This window comes from Zobellia uliginosa, assembly GCF_900156625.1.
Taxonomy (GTDB): domain Bacteria; phylum Bacteroidota; class Bacteroidia; order Flavobacteriales; family Flavobacteriaceae; genus Zobellia; species Zobellia uliginosa.
In genome coordinates, this window is the sequence record NZ_FTOB01000002.1 from 541877 (window position 1) to 567231 (window position 25355).

At 45.5% G+C, this 25355-nt stretch carries 15 protein-coding genes; 5 read left to right on the forward strand and 10 right to left on the reverse strand.

All coding sequences use genetic code 11. The annotated features are described in order from the left end of the window. On the reverse strand, positions 1 to 609 hold the full coding sequence (gene udk, locus BW980_RS06880; RefSeq protein ID WP_013995042.1) for a uridine kinase: 609 nt from the start codon (positions 607 to 609) through the stop codon (positions 1 to 3). A gap of 109 nt (positions 610 to 718) precedes the next feature. On the opposite strand from udk, the gene BW980_RS06885 reads away from it, so the two are divergent. Further along, positions 719 to 1927 carry a multidrug effflux MFS transporter gene (locus BW980_RS06885; RefSeq protein ID WP_076454188.1) on the forward strand — a complete coding sequence of 403 codons (1209 nt, stop codon included), beginning with the start codon at positions 719 to 721 and terminating at the stop codon, positions 1925 to 1927. An 87-nt stretch (positions 1928 to 2014) separates the two neighbouring features. Here the strand turns inward: BW980_RS06885 and acs are convergent, their stop codons facing one another. The 7 genes from acs to nagB form a co-directional block, all read right to left on the reverse strand. Beyond that, on the reverse strand, positions 2015 to 3922 hold the full coding sequence (gene acs, locus BW980_RS06890) for an acetate--CoA ligase (protein ID WP_076454189.1): 1908 nt from the start codon (positions 3920 to 3922) through the stop codon (positions 2015 to 2017). Between the two features lie 96 nt (positions 3923 to 4018). After that, complete coding sequence (locus tag BW980_RS06895) at positions 4019 to 5731, reverse strand: sodium:solute symporter family protein (protein WP_076454190.1); 1713 nt, start codon at positions 5729 to 5731, stop codon at positions 4019 to 4021. Between the two features lie 21 nt (positions 5732 to 5752). Continuing rightward, positions 5753 to 6013, reverse strand: a complete 261-nt coding sequence (locus BW980_RS06900) for a DUF4212 domain-containing protein (RefSeq protein ID WP_013995046.1) — start codon at positions 6011 to 6013, stop codon at positions 5753 to 5755. Positions 6014 to 6070: 57 nt separating this feature from the next. After that, positions 6071 to 7150, reverse strand: coding sequence for an anhydro-N-acetylmuramic acid kinase (locus BW980_RS06905; RefSeq protein ID WP_076454191.1), 1080 nt, complete (start codon positions 7148 to 7150; stop codon positions 6071 to 6073). Next, on the reverse strand, positions 7147 to 8727 hold the full coding sequence (locus BW980_RS06910) for a glycoside hydrolase family 3 protein (RefSeq protein WP_076454192.1): 1581 nt from the start codon (positions 8725 to 8727) through the stop codon (positions 7147 to 7149). Before BW980_RS06910 ends, BW980_RS06905 begins: the two co-directional genes overlap by 4 nt. Continuing rightward, a complete protein-coding gene (locus BW980_RS06915) occupies positions 8720 to 9994 on the reverse strand; it encodes an MFS transporter (RefSeq protein ID WP_076454193.1) in 1275 nt (424 codons plus the stop codon). The genes BW980_RS06910 and BW980_RS06915 overlap by 8 nt, the downstream gene beginning before the upstream one ends. 272 nt (positions 9995 to 10266) lie before the next feature. Next, the gene (gene nagB, locus BW980_RS06920) at positions 10267 to 12198 is read right to left on the reverse strand and encodes a glucosamine-6-phosphate deaminase (RefSeq protein ID WP_076454194.1); all 1932 of its coding nucleotides are present in this window, start codon (positions 12196 to 12198) and stop codon (positions 10267 to 10269) included. A 191-nt stretch (positions 12199 to 12389) separates the two neighbouring features. On the opposite strand from nagB, the gene BW980_RS06925 reads away from it, so the two are divergent. Further along, a complete protein-coding gene (locus tag BW980_RS06925; protein WP_076454195.1) occupies positions 12390 to 13139 on the forward strand; it encodes a DeoR/GlpR family DNA-binding transcription regulator in 750 nt (249 codons plus the stop codon). A 5-nt stretch (positions 13140 to 13144) separates the two neighbouring features. Further along, positions 13145 to 13954, forward strand: coding sequence for an N-acetylmuramic acid 6-phosphate etherase (murQ, locus tag BW980_RS06930; RefSeq protein WP_076454196.1), 810 nt, complete (start codon positions 13145 to 13147; stop codon positions 13952 to 13954). Position 13955: 1 nt separating this feature from the next. Here the strand turns inward: murQ and BW980_RS06935 are convergent, their stop codons facing one another. Then, on the reverse strand, positions 13956 to 14369 hold the full coding sequence (locus BW980_RS06935; RefSeq protein WP_076454745.1) for a c-type cytochrome: 414 nt from the start codon (positions 14367 to 14369) through the stop codon (positions 13956 to 13958). Between the two features lie 23 nt (positions 14370 to 14392). Continuing rightward, a complete protein-coding gene (locus BW980_RS06940) occupies positions 14393 to 15514 on the reverse strand; it encodes a PQQ-dependent sugar dehydrogenase (protein ID WP_076454197.1) in 1122 nt (373 codons plus the stop codon). Positions 15515 to 15652: 138 nt separating this feature from the next. Here BW980_RS06940 and BW980_RS06945 point away from each other — a divergent pair, with 138 nt between their 5' ends. Then, positions 15653 to 24433 (forward strand): T9SS type B sorting domain-containing protein, encoded by an 8781-nt coding sequence (locus BW980_RS06945; protein WP_076454198.1) that lies wholly within the window; start codon positions 15653 to 15655, stop codon positions 24431 to 24433. 128 nt (positions 24434 to 24561) lie between these two features. Continuing rightward, on the forward strand, positions 24562 to 25281 hold the full coding sequence (locus BW980_RS06950; protein ID WP_076454199.1) for a carboxylesterase family protein: 720 nt from the start codon (positions 24562 to 24564) through the stop codon (positions 25279 to 25281). Positions 25282 to 25355: the final 74 nt, after the last annotated feature.

Sequence of the window (25355 nt, forward strand, 5' to 3'; positions counted from 1 at the left end):
TTAGGCCAGTTTTTCGTTGATGATGGTCCGCACAATATCGACGGCGACCGTGTTGTACTTATTGTTGGGAATGATGATATCGGCGTACTCTTTGCTCGGTTCTATAAATTGCAGGTGCATGGGCTTGATGTTCGATTGGTATTTTTCGAGCGTTTCGTCTAAGTTCCATCCGCGTTCGTTTACATCCCTCTTCAATCGGCGTATCAGTCGTTCATCGGAATCCGCATGTACGAAGATTTTAATATCCATCATTTTTCTGAGCAGGGAATTGGTCAAGATAAGAATTCCCTCAACGATCAAGACCTTGGTCGGATGCACCAATACCGTTTTTTCGGTACGGTTGCACTCTAAAAACGAATAAACCGGTTGATGGATGGAATGCCCCGATTTTAATAGTTTTAAATGTTCTTCAAGTAGGGTGAAGTCAATAGACTGCGGGTGATCGAAATTGGTCTTTCTCCGTTCTTCCAGTGATAGGTCCGATAGGTCGTTATAGTAGGAGTCTTGCGATATTACGCCTACTTCTCCGTCCGGCAGTTCGTCAATGATCTGATTTACTACCGTAGTTTTACCACAACCAGTGCCTCCGGCTATTCCTATTATCAACATGCTCTTCAATTTTTTGTCAAAAATACATATTTGTAACTCAAATTAAGGTTTATATCTAAAATGAACTTTTCGACCTCGGCTTTCATGGGGATATACCTATTTTTGCACTATGCAGAAAGAGAATGTAAGACCCAATTTCGAGTTCATTGCTTTGATGGCCTCATTGATGTCTATTGTAGCCTTGGCAATCGATGCCTTATTGCCTGCCTTATCACATATTGGTATAACTATAAACAGTTTGGATCCCCTTAAGAACCAGCTCCTTATCACCATGATCTTTTTAGGTTTGGGGGTAGGGCAGTTATTTTTCGGACCCTTATCGGATAGTTATGGCAGAAAGCCAGTGGTCTACGTTGGTTTTGGCTTGTTCGTCATAGCTAGCGTAATCTGTGTATTGGCCCCGTCGCTTGAAGTTATGATCATTGGTCGGGTTTTACAGGGAATCGGCCTTTCGGCTCCCAGAACCATTGCCATATCTATAATTAGGGATACCTATAAAGGAGACTATATGGCGAAAATTATGTCGTTTGTCACCGCATTTTTTATCCTTGTTCCGGTGGTGGCGCCGGCTATAGGTAAATGGATTATGGATGCCTTTGGATGGCAGTCTATATTTTATGTGCAATTATTTTTCGGCTTATTGGTCTGTATCTGGTTTTGGAAGCGCCAGCCTGAAACCCTGAAACTACAGTTTAAGGTTCCTTTTTCTATGGGGGTGTTTGCCAGTGGATTGAAGGAGTTTCTAAAATACAGGGAAACCATAGCCTTTACGTTTGCTTCCGGTTTTGTAACGGGCGCCTTTTTAGTGTATTTGAGCTCTTCACAGCACGTCTTTGAAGATCAATACGGGCTAGTGGAAAATTTCCCATATATATTTGCCGGACTGGCGGGTTCCGTTGGTCTTTCTACGTTTTTGAACGGAACTTTGGTGGTTCGTTTTGGCATGCGAAAACTGGCCTTTATGGCTATGACGGCATTTTGTATAATTGCCTTGACCTATGTGGTTTTGTTTTGGGGAAGACCGAACCCCAGTGTACCGATTTTAGTGGCATTTCTGTTCGTGCAGTTTTTATGTCTGGGCTTTCTATGGGGCAATTTCCGTTCCATTGCCATGGAGCCTATTGGCCATATTGCCGGTATTGGTGCGGCTATCAATGGCTTTATATCGACCATACTGAGCGTGCCTATCGCCAATTTTATCGGAGGATTTGTACAGGATACGGTTTGGCCTATGTTCGTAGGTCTTGCCATATGCGGACTCCTTTCCTTGGGTAGCATGCTATTGGTGCGAAGACCAAAGGTGGTGGCTACCGCTTAGGATATTGTACTTTTTGATTTTCGAAAAAACAATATAGGGCAGGGGAAATAAGACGGGCTGAACCGTATATATTTCCCCTGCACTTTTTTATAGGGAGTTCTCTATGATTTCCTCAACAACTTCGGGGTTCAGTAGTGTACTGGTGTCGCCAAGGTTGGAGATGTCCTTTGAAGCGATTTTACGTAAAATTCGACGCATAATTTTTCCACTTCGGGTTTTTGGCAATCCTGTAACGAACTGGATCTTGTCTAATTTGGCAATAGGCCCGATGTGTTCGGTAATCTGTTGGTTGATTTCCTTTCGTAGGTTTTCGCGGTCTCGGGTTTCCCCAAATTCTTTGAGAATTACATAGCCGTACAAGGCATTTCCCTTTATATCGTGAGGGAAGCCCACAATGGCACTTTCCGCCACGGCAGGGTGTTCGTTAATGGAATCCTCTATAGGGGCCGTGCCCAAGTTATGGCCGGAAACAATGATAACATCGTCGACACGTCCGGTAATTCGGTAGTAGCCTACGGCATCGCGCAATGCACCGTCACCTGTAAAATACATATTCTTGTAGGCTGAGAAATACGTGTCCCTGTACCGGTTGTGATCTCCCCAAATGGTTCGGGCAATAGAAGGCCATGGGAATTTAATGCATAACCTTCCCGATACCTGGTTTCCTTTGATCTCTTTCCCTTCTTCGTCCATCAAGGCCGGTTGTATGCCTATAAATGGCAAGGTGGCGTATGTTGGGGTAGTAGGGGTAACGTAGGGTATGGGGGTGATCATGATACCTCCCGTTTCGGTCTGCCACCAAGTATCTACTATCGGGCTCATTTTTTTACCTACATTATTGTTGTACCAGTGCCACGCTTCTTCGTTAATAGGTTCTCCTACCAAACCTAGTACTTTTAAGGAAGATAGGTCGTACTTATCTATAAAGTCCAAATTTTCCTTCGCTAGGGCCCGTATTGCCGTAGGTGCCGTATAAAATTGATTGACTTTGTGTTTTTGGACCACTTGCCAAAAGCGCCCAAAATCGGGATATGAGGGCACGCCCTCGAACATAACGGTCGTGGCCCCGTTGGCCAAGGGGCCGTAAACGATATACGAATGTCCTGTAATCCATCCGATATCGGCAGTACACCAGTATACGTCTTCTTCCCTGTATTGAAATGTGTTTTTAAATGTATATGCGGTATATACCATGTAACCTGCGGTGGTGTGCACCATACCTTTGGGGCGACCGGTTGAACCTGAAGTGTATAAAATGAATAGTGGGTCTTCGGCATTCATTATTTCGGCCACACAATCGGCGTATGCCTCATCAAGCAAAGGTTGTAGCCATTTGTCTCGGCCCTCCTTCATTTCTACTTTGCCGTTGATGCGATTGGCGACAAGTACGGTATGTACGCCGGGACATTCTTCTAGGGCTTTGTCGACTATGCCTTTCAGGTCTATGGTTTTTGAACCGCGGTACGAACCATCGGAAGTCAAAACTACCTTACAATCGGAATCATTGATGCGGGTGGCCAATGCGTTGGATGAAAAACCGGCAAAGACCACGGAATGTATCGCTCCGATTCGGGCACAGGCCAAAAGGGAAATGGCCAGTTCCGGAATCATGGGGAGGTAGATACAGACCCTATCGCCTTTTTTGACCCCGTGGTCTTTCAGTACGTTTGCCATACGGCAGACCCTTTCGTGAAGTTGTCTATATGTAATACGCTGGGCTTCTTCATCAGGGTCGTTCGGTTCAAATAGAATGGCCGTCTTTTCGCCCCGTGTAGGGAGGTGCCGGTCTATGCAATTCTCGGTGATGTTGAGTTTTGCGCCTTCAAACCATTTAATTTCAGGTTTGCTAAAGTCCCAGCTTAGAACCTTATCCCACTTTTTTCGCCATACAAAGTGCTCTTCGGCGATTTCTTCCCAAAAGGCTTCGGGGTTTCTTACTGATTTTCTGTATACTTGATAATATTCCTCTAAGTGTTTAATGTGATAATTACTCATTATGCCTAAGCTATTTTTATTTGAACGAATCTATATTAATGGCATCATCAGGACCGAGAATAAAATGGGGACGATGTTTGCCTAAAATTACAAAATTTAGTGGTTTATGGCGGTGCCTGCCCCACTGGGAATTCGTATATCTTCAACAATTTCCTGAACATTTATGGGAGGTTCGGGTGTGAACTTCATAATTGCTATCGAAACGATAAAGTTGACCAACATGGCCACACTGCCGAAACCTTCAGGGGATATGCCGAACCACCAGTCTTTTTCAAGGCTTGCTACGGCTTCTTTTCCTCCGTCGAATATGCCGAACTTGAACTTTAGCATATAGAACAGCATCAATGAAATTCCCACGATCATTCCGGCTATTGCGCCTTCCTTGTTCATTTTTTTATAGAAAATACCGAGTATGATGGCCGGAAAGAACGAGGCCGCGGCCAGACCGAAGGCCAAGGCGACTACGGCGGCCACAAATCCGGGCGGGTTGATACCGAAGTAACCGGCAATGACGACGGCTACGGTGGCGGCACCTCTAGCCGTCCAAAGTTCCCCTTTTTCGGAAATGTTCGGAACGAATATTTTTTTGATCAAATCATGCGATACCGAAGCGGAAATTACCAAAAGCAGCCCTGCAGCGGTAGAAAGTGCGGCCGCCAGACCGCCAGCAGCTACGAGTGCGATGACCCAAGCGGGAAGGTTGGCGATTTCCGGGTTGGCCAAAACCATGATATCGGGGTCGACGATCAATTCGTTTTTTGACCGGTCGGCGACATACTGAATTTTTCCATCCCCATTTTTGTCATCAAAGTTCAACAGGCCCGTGGTTTCCCAGTTTTTGAACCACTCGGGCATTTTTGCATATTCTTGATTGCTGACCGTGTGAATCATATTGGTGCGGGCAAATACGGCTACGGCCGGTGCCGCGGTATAAAGAATGGCAATAAGCAGAAGGGCGAACCCAGCTGATTTTCGGGCATCTTTAACCCGTTTTACGGTAAAGAAGCGAACGATTACGTGAGGTAGGCCGGCGGTACCCACCATAAGGGCCAAGGTAATCATGAATATGTCGATGGTCGACTTTTTCCCATCGGTGTATTCGGCGAAACCAAGCTCGGTTGACAGTCCGTTCAGCTTGTCCAAGAGAAACATGCCCGAACCATCGTTGAGTTTAGAGCCCATTCCTAATTGTGGAATAGGGTTTCCGGTCATTTGTATGGAGATAAAGATTGCGGGTACCATAAAGGCGAATATCAAAACACAGAATTGGGCCACTTGTGTATAGGTGATGCCTTTCATTCCTCCTAAAACGGCATAAAAAAGCACAATGACCATGCCGATGATCACCCCGGTATTGATATCGACTTCAAGAAATCGGGAAAATACCACGCCTACACCTCGCATTTGTCCCGCAACATAAGTGAAGGAGACGATCAAGGCGCAAATTACGGCAACGATTCTGGCGGTTTTTGAGTAATAGCGATCCCCTATAAAATCAGGTACGGTGAATTTACCGAATTTACGGAGGTAGGGGGCCAGAAGCAGGGCCAAGAGTACATAGCCGCCCGTCCATCCCATAAGATATACCGAACCGTCATAGCCTGCGAACGAAATAATGCCCGCCATGGAAATGAAAGATGCGGCCGACATCCAGTCCGCTGCGGTGGCCATACCATTGGCCAAAGGGGAAACCCCGCCACCGGCTACGTAAAAATCTTTGGTAGAACCGGCCCGCGACCAGATCGCGATACCGATGTAAAGGGCAAAAGTAATACCGACTAATAGATAGGTCCATGTTTGAACACTCATAAGCTTTGGTTTTGGGTTGGTTTATTCGTTGAAGCCGTATTTTTTATCGAGTTTGTTCATGAGGCGAACATATACGAATATGAGAATGACAAACACATAGATCGAACCTTGCTGGGCAAACCAAAAGCCGAGTTTGAATCCACCTACTTTTATTTCGTTCAATTCATCTTTAAGCAAGATTCCCGCACCATATGATACACCGAACCATATCGATAAAAGAATGGCGAGGTATTTAATGTTCTCTTTCCAGTATGCGGTGGCGTGTTTTTGCTTTTTTGACATGTTTGGTGGTTTATGGGTGTTGAAAATAGCGATTTTTAGGGGAATTTTTAAAGGTTTTTAACTTGGTAGAAAAACTACTCCGCTAGAAGAGTCCGTTTTCGCTCCGGTAACCGAGCTTAGGACATTAATTTTTTCTTCGGCCCTTAGTGCGCCCATTAGGGCGAATACCAAGGCTTCCTTGAACTCAATAAGTTGTTTTGGGGGGACGACCAGTTCTGCCGTATTTCCAAGTTTTTCCCTTAAGGTTTCTATCAAGTAATCGTTTAGGGCCCCGCCTCCGGTTACCAAGAGGGTACTGCCTTCCTTTTGGCTATTTTGCTTTACCTGAATGGCTACTTGGTCGCAAATATGGTGGACGCTTGTGCACAAAAGGTCTTCCATACGATGGGGAAAGGCCTCTACTATGGGGAGAACCTCTTTTATAAACCATTCATAACCGATGGATTTCGGGAAGGGAAGTCGATAGAATTCGAGGGCATTTAGCCTTGAAAGCATTTCGGGGATAATCTTGCCGCTTTTTGCCAGTTTTCCGCCTTTGTCGTATTCAAGGCCGCTTTTTCGGGTAATGTGGTTCAAAATCATGTTCGCCAAGCCAATATCGTAGGCTATTCGCTGGCCTTGGTGTTCGAACGAGACATTGCTGATTCCTCCTAGATTAAGACAAAAATCGTAGGCCCCGAAGAAAAGACGGTCGCCAATTGGTACGAGTGGGGCGCCTTGTCCGCCGAGGGCCACATCGTTCGTTCGGAAATCACAGATAACTTTTTGTCCGCTGGCGTTGGCCAAATGCTGACCGCTGCCAATTTGAAAGGTGAGTCCGTTTTCGGGCTGATGATGGGTAGTATGGCCATGACTGGCAATATAGTCGACATCTAGGGCGTTGGTCTCAATAAATTTTTTGGCCTGTTCGCCGAGCCAAGTGCCATATGAGTTGTGGAACTTGAGTAGGGTGTCGCTGGGGAGTAGGATGGCATCCTTAAGTCTTAACTGCATTTCATTGGTGTACGATATGCTGTTCACAGCCTTTATCTCAAAGGTGTATCGATTGTCTTTTTCTTGGATCAGACAATAGGCCAAATCAAGCCCATCTAGCGATGTGCCCGACATGAGTCCAAGTATTTTGTGTGTTTTTGTCATGACGATATGCTTACGGGCAAAGAGCCTTGGGCGTCTAATTGGTTTAAAAAATGCCGGGCCGCCGTGGTCTGGAAAACTTCAAAATTTTGATAGGCGACAACAAGGGCCTTTGTCTTTTTGTAATTAATATGATTGAGTACATACGGATTTCCGAAGAGATAGAGGACTACCTTTTGGGTAGCGATAAGATGGTTGATATAGGTGATTTCCTCTTCTGAAAAACCAAAGCCATGGGTCGGTTTAACCTGAGGGGGAAAGAGGGCCAATAGAACATTGTTTTCGTTTCTAGAGGGGGATTCCTTCCACTTGATGATACTAGGTTTTTTTTCTGAACGGAGGAGCTCTAAAAAACGATCTTGGGGATCCTTTATGTTGCGGATATAAGTAAAATTGGTTTTTGCGAATTCGGTTATGGTTTGGGAGCTACCTTGCAATAAGGTAAGGCTTTTTTTGGCTATTTTCTGGTTTAGGCTATCGGGGCATGTTAAGAGCTTCGGGTTAGAAGGGGAAAGGAAGTCAATCTTTTCCTTTAGCTTCCAAAGGCGTTGAAAACTTGCTTCAATCTGTTTTTTGTCGGCATTTTTTAAAATAGATTCTATGCCTTCTTGAATATGTTCCGCAAAGCAGAGTACATCGTTTCCGGCATCGAAAGCCAGCCATTCGAGCTCCCCTTTTACGGGATAGTTCTTTGAAACCGCATGCATGTTCAGGGCATCGGAAATAACAAGGCCATCGTATTTCATTGCTGTGCGAAGAACTCCCTTGATCATATCCTTGGAAAGACTGGAAGGGAGGTTCGAACCATTGGCAAGCGCAGGAACCGAAAGGTGGCCCACCATAACGGAATCGACCCCTTGTGCGATTAATTGTTGAAAGGGGGACAGTTCGTTGGCAAACAGGGTTTCTTTTGATTTTTCTATAACCGGAAGCCCCAAATGCGAATCGGTAGCCGTATCGCCATGACCGGGAAAGTGTTTGATGCTGCTTAGTACGCCTTCGCTTTGGGTGCCTTTGATAAAGGCCAGGGCCTTTTGGGTTACCTTGTCTCGGTCTTGACCAAAAGAACGGTAGCCGATGACGGGGTTGTTGGGGTTGTTGTTGATATCGATGCAAGGCGCTAGGTTCCAGTGTATTCCTGCCGTTCTGCAATCTTGGGCAATATGTTTTCCTACTTCGTATATCAAGGCCTCCGAGTCATCGGGAATAGCTCCCAAGGTAATTGCATAGGGGTACTGTGGTGTTTTTTCTATACGCATGGCCAAACCCCATTCCGCATCTATGGCGATCAATAAGGGGTATTTTGCGGCCTTTTGGTAGCGGCGGATCAATTCTTGTAGGGTCTCGAAGCTTTTTTCGTTGGCTATTACTTTTTTCTTCCCCTCAAAGTTGGTGGCCGCACTGGCCCTGCTATGAAAAAAGCAGATGGAACCGATACAGTGTTCCTTGATCAGCGTTTCAAGCCGTTGTATTTCGATCTCACTATCGTTAATAAAGGCGGCGGGCATGAACAGTTGGCCTATTTTTTCTCTTAGGGCAAGGGTTTGCTTTGCTTGGGTATAGGGCAGGGCACTACTCATTTTCAGTACTGGTTTTCTTTCCGAAATCTGCGGGATATTTAATAAAGTTTAAAAGGAAGAGCGCCGGTAGCGCGGCAATGACCACCCAAACAAAAAATCCGCCATAGCCTAACCATTGCTGCATAAATCCGCTTATCATACCCGGAAGCATCATGCCCAAGGCCATAAAACCTGTTGCAATGGCATAATGGGATGTTTTTGACTTGCCCTCGGCGATGTAAATAAGGTACATGAGAAATGCGGCAAAACCGAATCCGTACCCGAATTTCTCGAGAATTACCGTACCGGTCACGGCATAGATATTTGTGGTCTTGCTCATGGCCAATATGGCATAGAGCAGGTTCGGAAGGTTTAACGAAAGTACCATGGGCAGCATCCATTTTTTGAGTCCGTCCCGAGAAATCAAGATACCTCCTAAAATACCGCCAATGGAAAGGAAGATAACTCCCGCCGTCCCGAAAATGGTTCCCAATTGTTCGGTGGAGTAGCCTAATCCGCCCTTGTCGGGGGCGTCTAGCAGAAAGGGGGCGGCCATTTTCACCAATTGCGATTCGCCCAGCCGGTAGGTCAGTATAAAGGCCAAGGCCATGCCGATTCCCGGTTTTTTGAAAAAAGAGGCGAATACTTCAAAAAAGCCCTTGGGGCTCTCCGCGTCATCGTCCTGTTCCGCTTCGTACTTTGGGGCGGCAAAAAAGTTAGAGACCGTTAAGGCCAGCATCAAAAAGGCTGCAGTGGTCATTGTAAGGCTCCATGCTTTGGAGTTGTCGCCATATTTGTTTTCCAAAAACCCGGCCATGACCACGATAAGGCCTTCCCCGGTCACCATGGCCAAACGGTAGAACGTACTTCGCATCCCCACAAAAAAAGATTGTTTCTTTTCCGTCAATCCTAGCATATAGTATCCGTCCGAAGCAATATCGTTGGTAGCCGAGGCAAAAGCCGCCATCCAAAAGCAGGCTAGGGTAGCGGTAAGAAACATATTGCTAGGTATGGTAAGGGCGACCCCAAAAAGGGCTAAGGCAATTAAAAACTGCATGGCCAAGAACCATTTGCGTTTGGTGCTTTTAAGGTCGACAAAAGGACTCCACAGTGGCTTTAAGACCCATGGAAGGTATAATAGACTGGTGTAAAGACCGATGTCTTCATTGCTTACGCCAAGTTGTTTGTACATAATGACCGAGACGCTTACGACCAGTACATACGGTAATCCTTGGGTAAAATATAGAATGGGAACCCATATCCACGCCCCTTTATCTTTTTCTATCATGTAGCGAAATATCTTGCTTGAGGTTTAATTGTGCTTTAAAGCTACCATTTTTTTTGGATGATTTTTCAGGAAGGATAAATACGGATAGGCGATATCCTTTTGGGTAATGTTTCTTTGTTTTTTGTGGTTTCGCCCTTCTTTTTCATTGGGAAGCATTTGGTTTTTAGGTCAAAAACCTTCGTTTTCAATGGAATAAGGAAAGGGGCGATAGGGGTAAAAGTTAAAAAAGAGGCCCGTTCCAGTGAAGGAACCGACCTCTTTTCTATTGTAAATTATTCGAATTTGTGTCGTACAAAAGCTTCCATAGCGGCATAGTGTGAAAGACCTAGGGCCCGATAGCGTTCGGCAGTATCTTTATTGCGTTCTTCTGCCCGCATCCAGAATTCACGGGAATCGTCTCCCTGAAACATGACCCCATCTTTTTGTGATTGGTGGCAGAATATGGCATAGCGTTTTTTAAGGACCTGATCAGGACTCATAGGTACGGCCATTTCTATTTCGTTGACATCCCATTCATGCCAAGCGCCTCGGTAAAGCCATAACCAGCAGTCTTTTATAAAAGGTTCTGATTGTAAGCGTTTCATGGCTTCAAAAACGGCGTCTAAACATACTTTGTGCGTTCCATGCGGGTCGGCCAAATCACCTGCGGCAAAAATCTGGTGCGGTTTGATCTGGGCAATGATATCGATCATAATTTCAATATCGGCTTCGGAAAGATTGTTTTTCTTTATGGTGCCCGTTTCGTAAAAGGGGAGGTCCAAAAAGTGAACGTTCGAATCGTCAAGTCCTAAATACCGTACTGCGGCATAAGATTCCCCTCGGCGTATATTTCCCTTGAGCCTTCTTACTTCCAGCGAATCGAAACTGCTGTCGTTTTTGTTTTTTATACTGTCGATGATCTTCTGTGCTTCTTCAGAAGGTGAAATCCGTTTTGAGATTTCCGCGTAGCGAAGGGCGTCGGTATCCGATACCGCAATATTTCCTGAGGTTTGGTATACGACATGTACATCGTGGCCCTGTTCTACTAGGCGGTCGAAGGTGCCTCCCATGGAAATGACATCGTCATCAGGGTGGGGACTAAAAATAATGACCCTTTTTTTGATCGGTTCGGCACGTTCGGGCCGGCTTGAATCGTCGGCATTCGGTTTTCCGCCGGGCCATCCCGTAATGGTATGTTGTAACCTATTGAACATTTTGATGTTAAGGTCGTACGAATCTTCAAGGGCCAATAGTCCCGACATACCGTTGTCGTTATAATCTTTGTCGGTCAGGCTTAAAATCGATTTTCCGGTGTCGTTACAAAGCCAAACAATGGCTTTTGCCGTGAGTTCTTCCGTCCATTCCAGGGATTCGTCAACCAACCACGGCGTCTTGTTTCGGGTCAATTCGCTTCCCGCTCCGGTGTCCAATACAAAGGTGCAGTTCTTGTGGTTTTGTAGGTAGGTGGCGGGTACTTGGGCGGAAATGGGGCCTTCTACCGTCTTTTTGATAATATCGGCCTTGTTCTGTCCCCATCCTAAAAGAACAATACGTTTAGCGCCCATTACGGTTGAGATCCCCATGGTTATGGCCTTTCTTGGTACGTGGTCGATCCCGAGAAAGGCAGGGGCGGCATCAACACGGGTAATGTGGTCGAGTGTTATTACACGCGTGCCCGAATTGTAGTGCGATCCAGGTTCGTTAAAACCGATGTGTCCGGTACGGCCTATCCCTAAAAGTTGAAAATCGAGCCCCCCGTTTTTTTTGATTTCATTGTCATAGGCAATACAGTATTCAATTACCTTTTCACCGGCAATGGTACCGTCGGGAATATGTATGTTTTCTGCAGGAATGTCTACATGGTTGAAAAGATGCTCGTGCATAAAGTACCAATAGCTCTGCCGATTGTCTTTTTCCATGGGCAGGTATTCGTCAAGATTGAAGGTGACTACGTTTTTAAAACTGAGCCCTTCTTCTTTGTGCATACGGACGAGCTCTTCGTAGACCCGAATCGGTGATGAACCCGTAGCCAGTCCTAAGACGCATTTTTTTCCGGCTTCCTGCTTTTTTTGTATCAAGTCGGCCATTTCTTCGGCCACCTTTATCGAGGCCTCGTTGGAATCGGAAAATATGACATTGTGTATCTTTTCGAATCGGGTTTCTTCAAATTGGCCCACCGGTCTATATGTAATGTCGGTTCCGTTTTTTTCTAGAATTGTTTTCATGCAGTTCGTTTTTTCTGTGTTCTTTGTGTTGAATCATGCAAATATAGGCAATGGGATGATATTTTGCTGTTTGTTGCTGTATTTTGTGCTGTTTTTTGCAACTTTTAATGATTATTTAACTTTAAGGTAGTATAAAACTGCATAATTAGTAAATTGCTATCTTTGTATTAGGAATATAATATATAGTTCTCATGTTAAAAGAAGAACGGCAGCAGACCATATTGAACGAAGTGGAGCTGCACAACCGGATTTTACTGACCGATATTGCCGAAACCTTGGACGTGTCTATCGATACGGTCCGAAGGGATGTAAAAGAGCTTGATGCCGAGAATAAATTGCGACGGGTTCATGGCGGGGCCATTTCATTGGGTTTTACCACCAATAGCACCCGAAATAGCAATATCTATAAGCAAAAGGAAAAAATAAAAATAGCCGAAAAAGCCCTGGAACTGTTGAAAGACGGTGGGGTCGTGTTTATAGATGGGGGGACTACCTGTTTGGAACTGGCGCATCTGGTTCCCTCAAATATCAGGCTCACCTGTTTTACCCATAGTTTGCCGGTGGCCATGGAGCTACTTACAAAACCGAATGTTACGGTTATAACGGTCGGTGGGCAGCTTTCTAGGGAATCGCAAACGGCCATCGGGGCCAATGCCATACACAACTTGGCCGAAATAAAAGTGGATTTTAGCTTTATCGGTACAGGCTATGTAGATTCCCATTACGGACTGACCGAATTTGATTGGGATATCGTACAAGTGAAAAAAGCGGTAATAAAATGCTCGAAAAAAACGGTACTTTTGTCCATCTCGGAAAAACTGAACTCGCAGCATCGGTATAAGACCTGTGATATTAATGCCATTAATACCATTATAACGGAGTTGGATCCCGAGAACGACCTGTTAATCTCATTTAGAAACCACGATATTAGAATTCTCTAAGAACTATGGAGTATACCAAAATAACCGAAACCCCTTCAAACCATAATGATTTGGAGAAGATGGACAGCTTGTCCCTTCTGCGGAAGATAAACGAGGAAGACCAAAAAGTGGCCGATGCGGTGGCCGAGGTCATTCCACAAATATCAAAACTTGTAGACGGACTCGCCGAACGTTTTGAAAAAGGGGGACGGTTGTTTTATATCGGTGCCGGAACCAGTGGTAGGCTGGGTATTCTCGACGCTTCTGAAATCCCGCCCACCTTCGGAATGCCCCATAGTAGGGTAATCGGACTTATAGCCGGAGGGGATACCGCAATAAGAAAGGCGGTAGAAAATGCGGAAGACGATCGGGTACAGGCGTGGAAAGATATGATGGAACACCATATTACCGATAATGATGTTGTTGTGGGAATAGCTGCTTCGGGAACCACACCTTATGTGTTGGGAGGTATAGCCGATGCAAAGAAACACGGGGTATTGACCGCAGGTATAACGAACAATCCCGGTTCTCCTTTGGCTTTGGCAGTTGATATCCCTATAGAAATTAACGTAGGGCCCGAGTTTGTAACCGGAAGCACCCGTATGAAAAGCGGTACCTCTCAAAAATTGGCCCTCAATATGATTTCTACGGCCTTGATGATACGCATCGGGCGGGTAAAGGGTAATAAAATGGTCAATATGCAACTGAGCAATAGCAAGTTGGTGGACAGGGGAGCGAGGTACGTGTCGGAAGGATTGGGCATTGATTACGCCGAGGCTGAGAAATTATTAAAAAAACACGGTTCGGTAAAAGCGGCAATAGATGCCGGGCGCTAGCTTATTTTTCTATAGCGGCTACTTCGTCGACAGTTACCATTTTCTTTGAAGTGTTGCCCCAAGAATTCATTATATAATTCATGACATCGGCAATTTCTTCATCTTCTAGTCCCATAGAGGGCATGATATTGTTGTACGATATTCCGTTTACGGTCATTTTACCTTGTTGGCCATATTTTACCCCGCGAATACTGGCTTCTCGGTTTTGGGCCAGATAATCGGAATTGGCCAAGGGCGGAAAGGTACTTTGGATGCCTTCGCCGTTTTCTAGATGGCAGTTTATACAGAAGTCGGCATAAATTTCACTACCTCGCATCATACTTTCCGCTAATACGGATTCTTGTGCATGGATAATCGATCCGAAAAGGAAAAGTGCAAGGGGTATTATAAATGATTTTATACCAAAGGTTTTCATAGGGATAGATATAGGGTAGGAGGTCATGGGGTCGGCACTAATTTATAGATGCCCTTTCCTTCCACGGCCACGTAAATCAGTCCGTCCGGACCTTCTTTAATATCACGGACACGGCCTAGGTCGGACAATAGTTTTTCACGTTTGACCACTTTGTTGCCTTCCATCTGAAGCCGTTCCATATACTGAAATTTCAACGAGCCGACGAGAATACTTCCTTTCCAGCCTTTATATGTGTCCGTGGTTACAAACGCCATTCCGCTAGGGGCTATACTTGGTACCCAATAATGAATGGGCTGGGTCATTCCTTCCATTTCGGTTTTGTCGGTAATGGAGGTGCCACTGTAGTTTATGCCATAGGTGACCAAAGGCCAGCCGTAGTTGGCCCCGGCCTTTATGATATTGATTTCATCCCCACCCCTCGGACCGTGCTCGTTTTCCCAAATCTCCCCAGTTTCGGGGTGTATGGCCAAGCCTTGCGGGTTTCTGTGCCCATAACTGTAAATGGCGGTTTTGGCATTTTTCTTTGCTGTAAACGGATTGTCTTCAGGAATTCTTCCATCATCGTAAAAGCGATAAATTTTTCCACCGTCACGGGTAATATCTTGAGGGTTTTCATCGCGGGCCCCGCGCTCGCCAATAGACAAATAGAGGTAGCCATCGTTGTCAAATTCAATACGTGAACCAAAATGTTGGCCCTTGGTAGTGTTGGGAGAGGCCTTGTATAACAACTCCTTATGGCTTAGTGAGTTGTCTTTTAGTTTGCAGCGCATCAAAGCTGTATGTCCGCCCTTGCCTTCCCCTTCCTGGGAGGCGTATGAAATATAGATCCAACCATTGTTTTTGAAATCGGGATGTAGTTCAATATCCAACAGACCGCCCTGACCACGAGCATAGACTTCGGGTACATTCTTGATTTTTGTTTTGTTTCCATCTTTGTAATGGATCAGTTCCCCTGATTTTTCCGTAATCAGCAGTTCGTTTTCCCCTAGAAAAACAAATCCCCACGGAGTCTGCAGTTCATCGATCATAAGCTCGGCCGAAAAGGGGGTGTTTTCAGGTGTATCTACCTTGTTTTCAGTGCTTTGTGCGCAAGAATAACTAAGGGTTATGGCGGCTAGGGCAATCGATAGTACACTATTTCGCATAATTTGACGTTAAATGATAATAATTTAAGGTACCTCGTTGTGGTTAAAGATAACGAGAATTTATAAGTTTAAAAGAATTAGACAAGAGAAAGTGACGCAGCCCAAATCGCTCATTTTCTTTTAAAAACGACTTAACCTATGCTCCCAAAAAAAACAAGGCGTATTGTTTATGCCCTACTGTTAATGACTTTTTCAGTAGTTTGTACTTCAGCTATTGCAGGCAAGAAGGCTTTCTCGGTTTATGAGGAGGTCGCTTCGGCAATTAAAGCGGCCACTTCTTCAAAGACCGGGGCCGTTGAAAAGACCGCGCTTAAGAATTCATCCATAACCGAGAAAAAAGAAACGGTGAGTGCTGCGGCGGCTCCTATGTTCGCGACTATTATTCAAGGCTATGACGATGTCGATAACTGTACGAGTGATGGTTCTACCATTGCCCGTTTTATTCTTTGTGGTGATTCCGATGATAGAAATATCACCTTGTCCACTTCCGGAAGTGTTTCTTGGCAGAGATTAACGGGGGCTGCCCCAAATACAAACTTACCTTGTCCGAATACCAATGGTGGGGACTATACCGAGGTGTCTACCGCGTCGACTTTTAATTTGGATGCCAGTTCTATTTCAGCTGCAACAGGGGCCGAATATAGGGTTCAGGTGAACGGAGGCCAGTATTATTACTTTGAGGTAATAAAAAGTACGATTACCCAGAGTTATACGAAGAAGGATTTTGTTTGTAATAACCCGGGTCGAATAGAGATTACCGGGCTTCCTAATAGTTACCAATTTAGAATTCGCGAAGCGAGCGGAGCCTTTGGACCGTATCAATCTTCATCTATTTTTCCAAATCTTGATCCTGGGTTCTATACCGTTCAGGCGCGTTTGAACATAGCGGGCGAGGTTTGTGAATATTTATATGATGTTATAGAGATCAAGCAAGTAGATATCGAAATCGATGTCACCTATACCAACCCGGTATGTAGCGGTGAGACCGGTAGTATCGATGTAACCGTTAACCCCGAAGTTCCGGGGCCTTATGTGTATACCTTATTGGATGAGAACGGTGTGGAAATTGAATTCACCTCTACCATATCTAGTAACACCTATACTTTTGGGGCTGTTAGTGAAGGTACATATGCCGTTAAAGTAGAAACGAATGATTGTAAGGAGGATATTCCCAATGGCATACCTGCGCCTATACAATATACCGATACCAGTGGTAATGCGATAACGGTAGGTACGGGCTTGAGTCCGATTAGTGTAGTAACCGACACAAACGGTATGAGCTTTGGCTGTTCTACTATATCTAGTGTAGATATCGACGTAACCCCTTCGGGAGGTTCTGGTTCGTATAGTTATACCGTTAGTGATGGCGGTGATTCAGGCGGGTTTTTCTCGGGTACGAGTTCGTATACCGTAACAAGTCCGGGAACTTATACCTTTTATATTACCGATGATCAGGGTTGTACGGCGGAAAAATCGGAGTATGTTGCCGAATTGACACCTCCAGACGTTACGGCCGCTCCTATTATAGGGACCTGTACCAATGGTGGGGGAAAGGTTGATTTTAATGTTAGCGACCCTAAAGGTTTTAACCTAGAATTTAGGGCGACCAATAATGCAGGGGATCCTTTTACTTCATCACCTACCATACCTGTTGCGGATGGTACCTACAGTATTGTAGAAGTGCGTTACTCGCAAGGGGCGTTCAGTTGTGTTCTGTCTTTGCCTGCCGTTACCGTTACTTCCGCTGGGGGTCTCAGTGGTAGTGCATCGTTGACCCAAGATTATACGTGTGTCAATGGCGGGGGAATTATTGATTTTGCACCGGCTACAGGTGGATCGGGATCAGGTTATGAATATAGTATCGATAATGTTACATACCAATCGGGAACGACTTTTACCGGCTTGGCCCCAGGTTCATACATTCCTTATATAAAGGATGATGCCGGATGTTTCCAGGCCCTGTCTCCAATAGATATTACGGAACCGACCCCTCCGGGAGCGATTACCTTTGCCCAAGACAACCTTAATTGTGCTACAGGCACGAGTAGGGTTACTATTGACGTGTTGCCAGCAGGTTTTGCTACTCAATACGAGGTGATTTCCGCTATTCCGACAGCACCACTTCCCGGACCGCAAGCGAGCAATGTCTTTAATGGGTTGCGATTGGATACGTCATACCAATTTGAGATTACCGATGCCAATGGTTGTACATATACGGCCAGTTTTACCACGGGAGGTTTTAGTTCTATCCGTGCCAGGGTAAAATCGGGAGGAGATAGAAAGGTTTGTCCTGGTGCCACTGATGGTAACGGCGCCTTCTTGGTCGATGGTTTTGCTACGGATTATGACTATACCGTGGTTCAATTGCCAGCTACACCTGTTGTGAGTGGAACAAGTAGCGATCTCGAGATTCCGATCACTGGTTTAGGTGCCGGTACCTACGAGATTACGGTAACCGATAACGATACTAATTGTACCTCTACCGCTTCCTTCGATGTGGAAGAGGCCAGCACCCCTTTAAGCGTAAGTCCTACGGTAACCGATATGAGCTGTCAGAACAACAATATTGGTCGGGTCGTGGCCAGTGCTAGTGGAGGTTTCGGTGGATATCGCTATCAGTTGGATTGGCCGCCTAGCGATGGAAGAACACAAGGCCCCAAAACAGGAGGGACATTTGGTAACTTGACCGAGGAAGGAACCTATACCTTAACGGTTACTGATTCCGAGGGTTGTAGTGCTTCTACAACGTTCACCCTTACCAGTGTTGATGCTCCGGCAATTAGCTTTGACTCGGCCGATTACTGTTATACAACTGTCAACACCGCAGAAATTACCGTTTCTTCTACCCCGGGCTCCGCTGCAATAGGTACGCATCAGTACCGAATTAATGGAGGGGCATTGGTGACATCGGGTACACCGGGCACCCATACTTTTACAGGCCTGGTTCCTGGTAATTATACTATTGAAGTTGTTGATGGAAATGGTTGTATCGCTTCTACCTCGGCAATTCGAATCCCGCCCCAGCTTCAGGTAAGTCTGAACCTTAATCGTGAAATTGATTGTGGTGGTGATGGTGAAATGCAGATTACCATTACAGGTGGTGATATTACTGATCTTTCTACTACTTCATATACTATATACCGGGATGGAACCGCGGTAGCCAGTCATACCGGCCTTCCACTTCCGTCTGGCTCGTTTACCTATAATATGTTGTTTACGGAGTTTGGGGATTATACGGTAGAGGTAAGCGATAGTAATGGTTGTAGTGCCATATCTGAACCCTTGACTTTTGTAGAACCGACCAATATTATCGCCACCCACCGAATAGTCGGCCCTAGTTGTGGTGATGCCAATAGTGGTTTTGTAGAAATAATTCCTGATGTGGCGTCGGGTGTACCTCCATTTGAGGTGGTATTTGCCCCGGCAGGTGAATTGCAGAACAATCCATTGGATCCCAACAATCCGGCAGGACCTGATACGATCGATTATGCTTTTTCTTCCCAAACCATTTATTCAGGTTTAGCGGCAGGAAGCTATGAATATGTAGTAAAAGATGCCAGAAATTGTGTTACCGCTGTGACTCCGGTTGAGGTAGTGACAGATCCCGTATTAGCTCCAGATGCTACGGTAAATCCTATTGATGCTACTTGTGCACCGGCACCGCTCTCTGGCGGGGTTATTGTAGATTTACCTCTTACGCCGGCCCCCGGAGCCGGGGTGCCTGACTATACGGTTATAGTAGAGGATAATTTTGGAAATCCTCTTGTGACCTTGAATAATGTGGTACCAGGTGATTTTCCGTTGACCATAGAGGATTCAATTTTGGAACCGGGAGATTATCAGGTGATTGTGTTGGATTCACGTGGATGTAGGGATATTGAGCCCTTTACGATCAACAGTGGCTCCCTTGATATCATCCCTGAACCGTTTCCTGGATTTACATGTACGGCAAGTGGAACTACCGTGTGTGTGAATATAACCGGAGGTACGATGCCTTTAGATTACAGTATACGTTTAACGGATCCAGATCCGCTTGCGGGGTGGACCTCCCCAAGTAGTCCGCCGGACAGGCATTGTTTTAACAATTTGCTTTTTGGGGTAACGTATACCGTAGATGTTCGTGATAACAATACAGGATGTATTTATTCTGAAGAAATAACACTCCCAACCGGACCGGGCACGGATGTTACTCTAGCAAGTGACTATCGTTGTGGTGTGGGTGAAGTAGAGTTGAGGTATACGGTCGGATCGGGTGTAGCCCCCTTCGATATTGTGATTACCGACTTAGATACCGGAGCGGTCGTTCATACCGAAACAGGGGTGTCCCCGGTTTTAGGAACTGAAGTAATCGTGCCTACGGGAGTAGATTTAGGACGCTATGGAATTTCTATTGTAGATGCTAATGGCTGTACGGATGGAGCAACGGTAGATACCATTATAAACTTACCTCGAGTAGATGTCATTGATAACCAAAATGCAAATTGTAACGCCCTTGGTCAATTGACGGTAAGGGGAAGTGGAGGAACGCCTTTTGCTTCGGGAAGTCCTTATTTATACGCCTTTATGCCTGCCGGAACACCACCGACGAATGCAGATTTCAGTGATGCCGTTACGGTAGGCCTACCGGGTTCATTAACCGGTATTGATTACGATATTTGGGTAAAAGATGCTAATGATTGTGCCTATCGTATTTCTGCGGCCATCATACAGCTGAATCCTGATTTGCCTTTGTTGGATCCTGTGGTTGAAAATCAATGTGATGTAACCGCTACCGCTGCTGGAGGGTTTGATATTACCTTAAGTTTACCAGGGGATTTCGATACGCCTACCTTTACCTTGAACGGTATTAGTCAGACAGTGGCCAACTCAGGTGACCCTGCTGTCAATACTACGGCGACATTTACCGTAAACAGCGTTGGGGCCTATGATTATAATATCATCGATGCCAATGGGTGTGAAATCAATGGTGTGGCCGAAGTGTTCCAAGTTTTATCGGCTTCGGGCGATTTTACCACGGAACCGAGTTGTGAGGTAGACAATGGGGTTATCACGATTACTGCCGATGGTGGTAGTGGCGATTTTAGTTATAGACTTACGGGAACCGATATCTTTGGAGGGGCGGTAGATATAACCGACCCAGATGACGATGGTATTTTTCCCGGGATACCCGCTGGTGATTACCAGGTGGTGGTAACTGATAATTTGGTGGATGATGGTGTAAATAACTGTACCTTCACCGTAGATGGTATTGTAAGGTCTGCACCCGTAAGTCCCGTTATCGACGATACGGGCGCCTCTGACGTAAGCTGTAACGGTGCCGGTGACGGAAGTATTTCCGCCTCCTTGACGCCAGGTACAGATGTAGATGGTGTTAAGGAATACAACCTGTATTCCGGTCCCGAGGGGGCATTGCCGGCGACTTTGGATACTTCAAGCCGAATCAACACTAATCTATCGGGTTCTTTTACGGCCTTGGCACCAGGGACCTATGTAATAGAGGTAGTTACCGATAGGGATTGTTTCGATAGGGAGGAAGTGGTAATCAATGAACCGCCCCCATTTGAAATTGATGTGACTTCGGGTACATTGGTCTGTAATCCGGCAGCCAACCAATATAGTACTACGATTGTAAGTGCAGCTATAGTTGGTGGAAATGTAGGTAACGGGGCGCCATATGGATACAAAATAAATCTTGCGGATAGTTATCAGTCAAGTCCTGATTTTGAAATAGTCGATACGGGGTCTGATCAGGTCATTACCATTTACGCAAGGGATTCCAATGGTTGTGAGTTCTTTGACTCGGTAACGGTATTGGCGCCTAATACGGTCACGGCAACGATTACCCAAATATCGCCAATGGATTGTGAGAATCCAGAACGTATTCGAATAGATGTTACCGGAAGCACCAATTTTATAATTGAAGATCAAGGTTTTTCCGTAGCACCAGTGGCCGACCAGGCCCAACCTAGTGGCAGTTTTGTTGAGTTTGATCTGCCCATGGTGGCCGGGGAGTACAATTTACGGGTAAACGATATAGGGGGATGTTCGTATCCGATTGTCGCCTATGTAGTAGATGAGCCTGTTTTGCCTACGGTTTCCATTAGCCAGAATGAACCTGTTGGTTGTTTTGGTACTACCGATGGTATATTGAATATAGAAATAACCAATTTGGCCAGTTTGACCAACTTCTCAGGAGTGTATGAATATACGGTTTACGATGCGTCGGACCCAGGTTTTAGCGGAGGGGCCTTCGGTGCTCCGGTAGGAGGGAACTCCACGGGGACTATTGATGCCACTGTGAATAATCCGGCAACCATTACCGGATTGGAAGGGGGTAACTTAAGGGTGGTTATTCGTGAGCAGGGTAAATCTGCGACAACCTGTGATGTTTTTAGCAACATGAGTACGATAGAAATGCCTAACGAACAACTTCTTATTACGAATATGGAAGAAATTGGTCGTGTTGGTTGTGAAGATAATCTCGGTGAAATTTTTGTCACTACACAAGGGGGATGGGATAGTTCGCCTTATGAATATATGTTAGAGTATGAAAATCCTGTAGGTAGTGGTTTTGCGCCACATAGCAATGCGGCCTATGCCTCATTTGCCGCCAACGGAACCAATAACCGTTTTACCGGCTTGTCCAGTGGTAATTATAGGGTGACGGTTCGCGATATCGAAGGGTGTACCCATACTGCAGAACTTGAATTGCTACCTGTGGCTCCAATTGAGGCGGATGCTATTGTTACTCGAGAACTTGAATGTCCGACAGGAAACGATGCGGTAATTGTTGCCGTAGAACCTGGTACCACAATACCAGGGGCCATAGGGGGTGTACCTGGTGGTGGCTACCAATATAGGTTGTTGCATTTGGGTAGTAACGATATTACCGATATAGAATCGAGCACTGGTTTGCAAACCAGTCCTGAATTTGTTGGAACCGCGGGTACTGGAGTGATTCCGGGAGGTTGGTATGCCATTGAGGTGGTCTCTACTTTAAACTGTAGCATGATAACCGCTCCGGTACAGGTAATTCCGCCACCGGCGATTAACCCTGCCCTGATTCAAACTTCGGTTCCAGCTTGTGGTAATGAAGCAACAATGATGATTCGGGTGAACAATCCACAAGGCGGTACATATGAATTTAGTGTCAATGGTTCAGGAGGACCATGGTCGCCAATTGATGAGGTCGATGGAAATGGACTTCCTGTAAAAACTGGATTACCTGGTGTTATTGGAAATTCGTATCGCTATGAGGTTCGTAAGGTAGGAAGTGCAAGTTCATGTCTCGCCCGGAAAACCAATGGTATTACCATTACCGATGCCGAGCCTTTAAGTCTAGACCCAGCTTCGCCTACTTTTAATGTGTCTTGTGCCTATGAGGTTGATGGTAGAATAGAGGCGATTGCCAATGGAGGTACCGGTATTTACGAATTTAGAATTTATGACTATGATCCAGGTGCTGATGCGTTTGCGGCAGAAAGCATGCCGACCTATAGAAGTTTACCGGCTCAAGATTTCGGTACTTTTGAAAACTTGGAAGCAGGTGATTATTGGATATCGGTAATCAGTCGTGCTACATGTGGACTCGTAGAAGGTCCGTTCACCATTGCCCCTGCGGTACCGGTTGTTCTGTCGCCGACTTCGACACCGACCACTTGTTATGGGGCTTCCGACGGAACCATTACCATGACGGTAGACAGTGGGGCATCAGGATTGGTGCAATTCGCCATAGAGCCGAATTTGAGTGAGTTCTTTAGTGACCCTGATAATCCAACGACCTATACCTTTACCGATTTGCCGGCGAATACCCCGAGCAATCCATCGTATACCGTGTTGGCACAAGATGCCGAAGGTTGTCCGCAAACTTTTGAAATTATAGTAACGGCACCTGAAGAGTTACAAATTGTAGACTTTAGCTCAACGCCTGAAACCTGTATCGGTTTTGAAGATGGTACGGCACGTTTGAACGTAACCGGTGGAACCCCTTTTGTGGATCCGGTGACTTTCGTAGAATACTACGAAACCCGATTAGTGGGACCGAATTCAGACGGGACAGAGGTTTTCTTGAGAAATGATGACCTATCGTTCGATAGTTTGATAGGTGGTGAAGGCTATATTGTCTATGTGCGCGATGCCAATATGTGTGAGACGAATGTGTTCATTCCTATAGAAATTGGAGTGGACCTTACGGCGGATCCATTGGTGCAATATGGTTGTGAGGGAATTTTTCCAAATAGCACGGCCTCCGTACAGATGCAAGATGAAAGTCTATTGTCCGAATTATTGTTTGCGTTGGATCCGATCGATCCTACGGATGCCATAACGGCCTTGGCCGGATCGGAACGCTCATGGGGAGATTTACCGGCAGGAGACCATACGGTATATATCTATCATGAAAACGGTTGTACCAACTTTGTTGAATTTACCATAGAAGCGTACGATCCGTTAACATTGACAGCGGAAAAAACCGGACCGAACGAGATTACGGCCACTGCCGAAGGAGGTTTTGGGGGATATGAATTCTTCTTTGATGGCGTGTCTTACGGTAGTGAAGGTCTTTATACCACCACGGAAAGCGGTACTGTAGAAATTAAGGTAGTCGACCAAAATGGTTGTGAGGCTATAGCGGTAATTCCGTTCGAATTTACCGGAATGCTCGAAATACCCAATTTCTTTACGCCCAATGGTGATAATGAAAACGATTTTTGGGCACCGGGCAACCGAGAGTTCTTCCCTAATATAGAGGTAATCATCTATGACCGTTACGGTAGGGTGGTTGCAGAACTGGATCAAGTTAGTAATTGGGACGGACGCTATGAAGGAAAAGAGCTGCCAAGTGGTGATTATTGGTATGTGGTAAATCAAAACGATGACCGGGATATACGTTACGTCGGGCATTTTACCCTGTATCGATAAGCTTTGAATGATATAGATGATATAGAAACGGATGCCTATTTTGGCATCCGTTTTTTTTTGCGCTACATTTAAAATTGTACTTTAACCGATGAATTCTGTCATACCTATTTGCGGAAAAGAAGAGATCAATGTTGCGAAAATTATATTTCATTTTACTTTGTGGTGTCCTACAGGGCTGTGCCGCCCAATCAAAATATAAACTCATAGATGCCGAACAAGAAACGGTCATAACCGAGAACTACAGCTATTATCTGTACTATCCAGAGGAATATGAGGAGCGTCAAGAGGAAAAATTCCCTCTCTTGCTGTTTTTACATGGGGGAGGAGAGTCTGGGGATAGTTTGGTATATGTAAAGAGAAACGGACCGCCTAAATTGATAAAACGGGGCAAAAAATTCCCATTTTTAATTCTTGCACCACAAAATCCCTATAAGAAAATGTGGTGGAATACCCGCTCGGTCATCCAATTGCTCGACACCATTGTAAAAAACAATCGGGTGGACACGACTAGGATTTATTTAACGGGACTTAGTAGAGGTGGAGGGGCAGCATGGGAAATGGCCGTTCAGTATCCTAAAAAATTTGCGGCCATGGCCGTAGTTTGCGGTATGACTCCCTTGCCATATGCTTCGTGGATCGACAAGAAAATGCCCATCTGGGTTTTTCATGGGGAAGAAGATCAGTCCATTCCCATATCCGAATCGGATACTATGGTGGCCAAGTTAAAAAGTATGGGGTACGAGGTGCGTTTCACTCGATATCCAGGTGTGGGCCACGACGCATGGGTGCCAGCTTACGAGAATGAAGAATTGTACGAATGGTTTGTGGCACAAAAACGCCAAGAGTGATATGGTGTTTTGCCTGCTTTTATAAATGAAAGGAACTTAAACGAATCGTGGACTTCCTGTGGGGAGGCAGAATG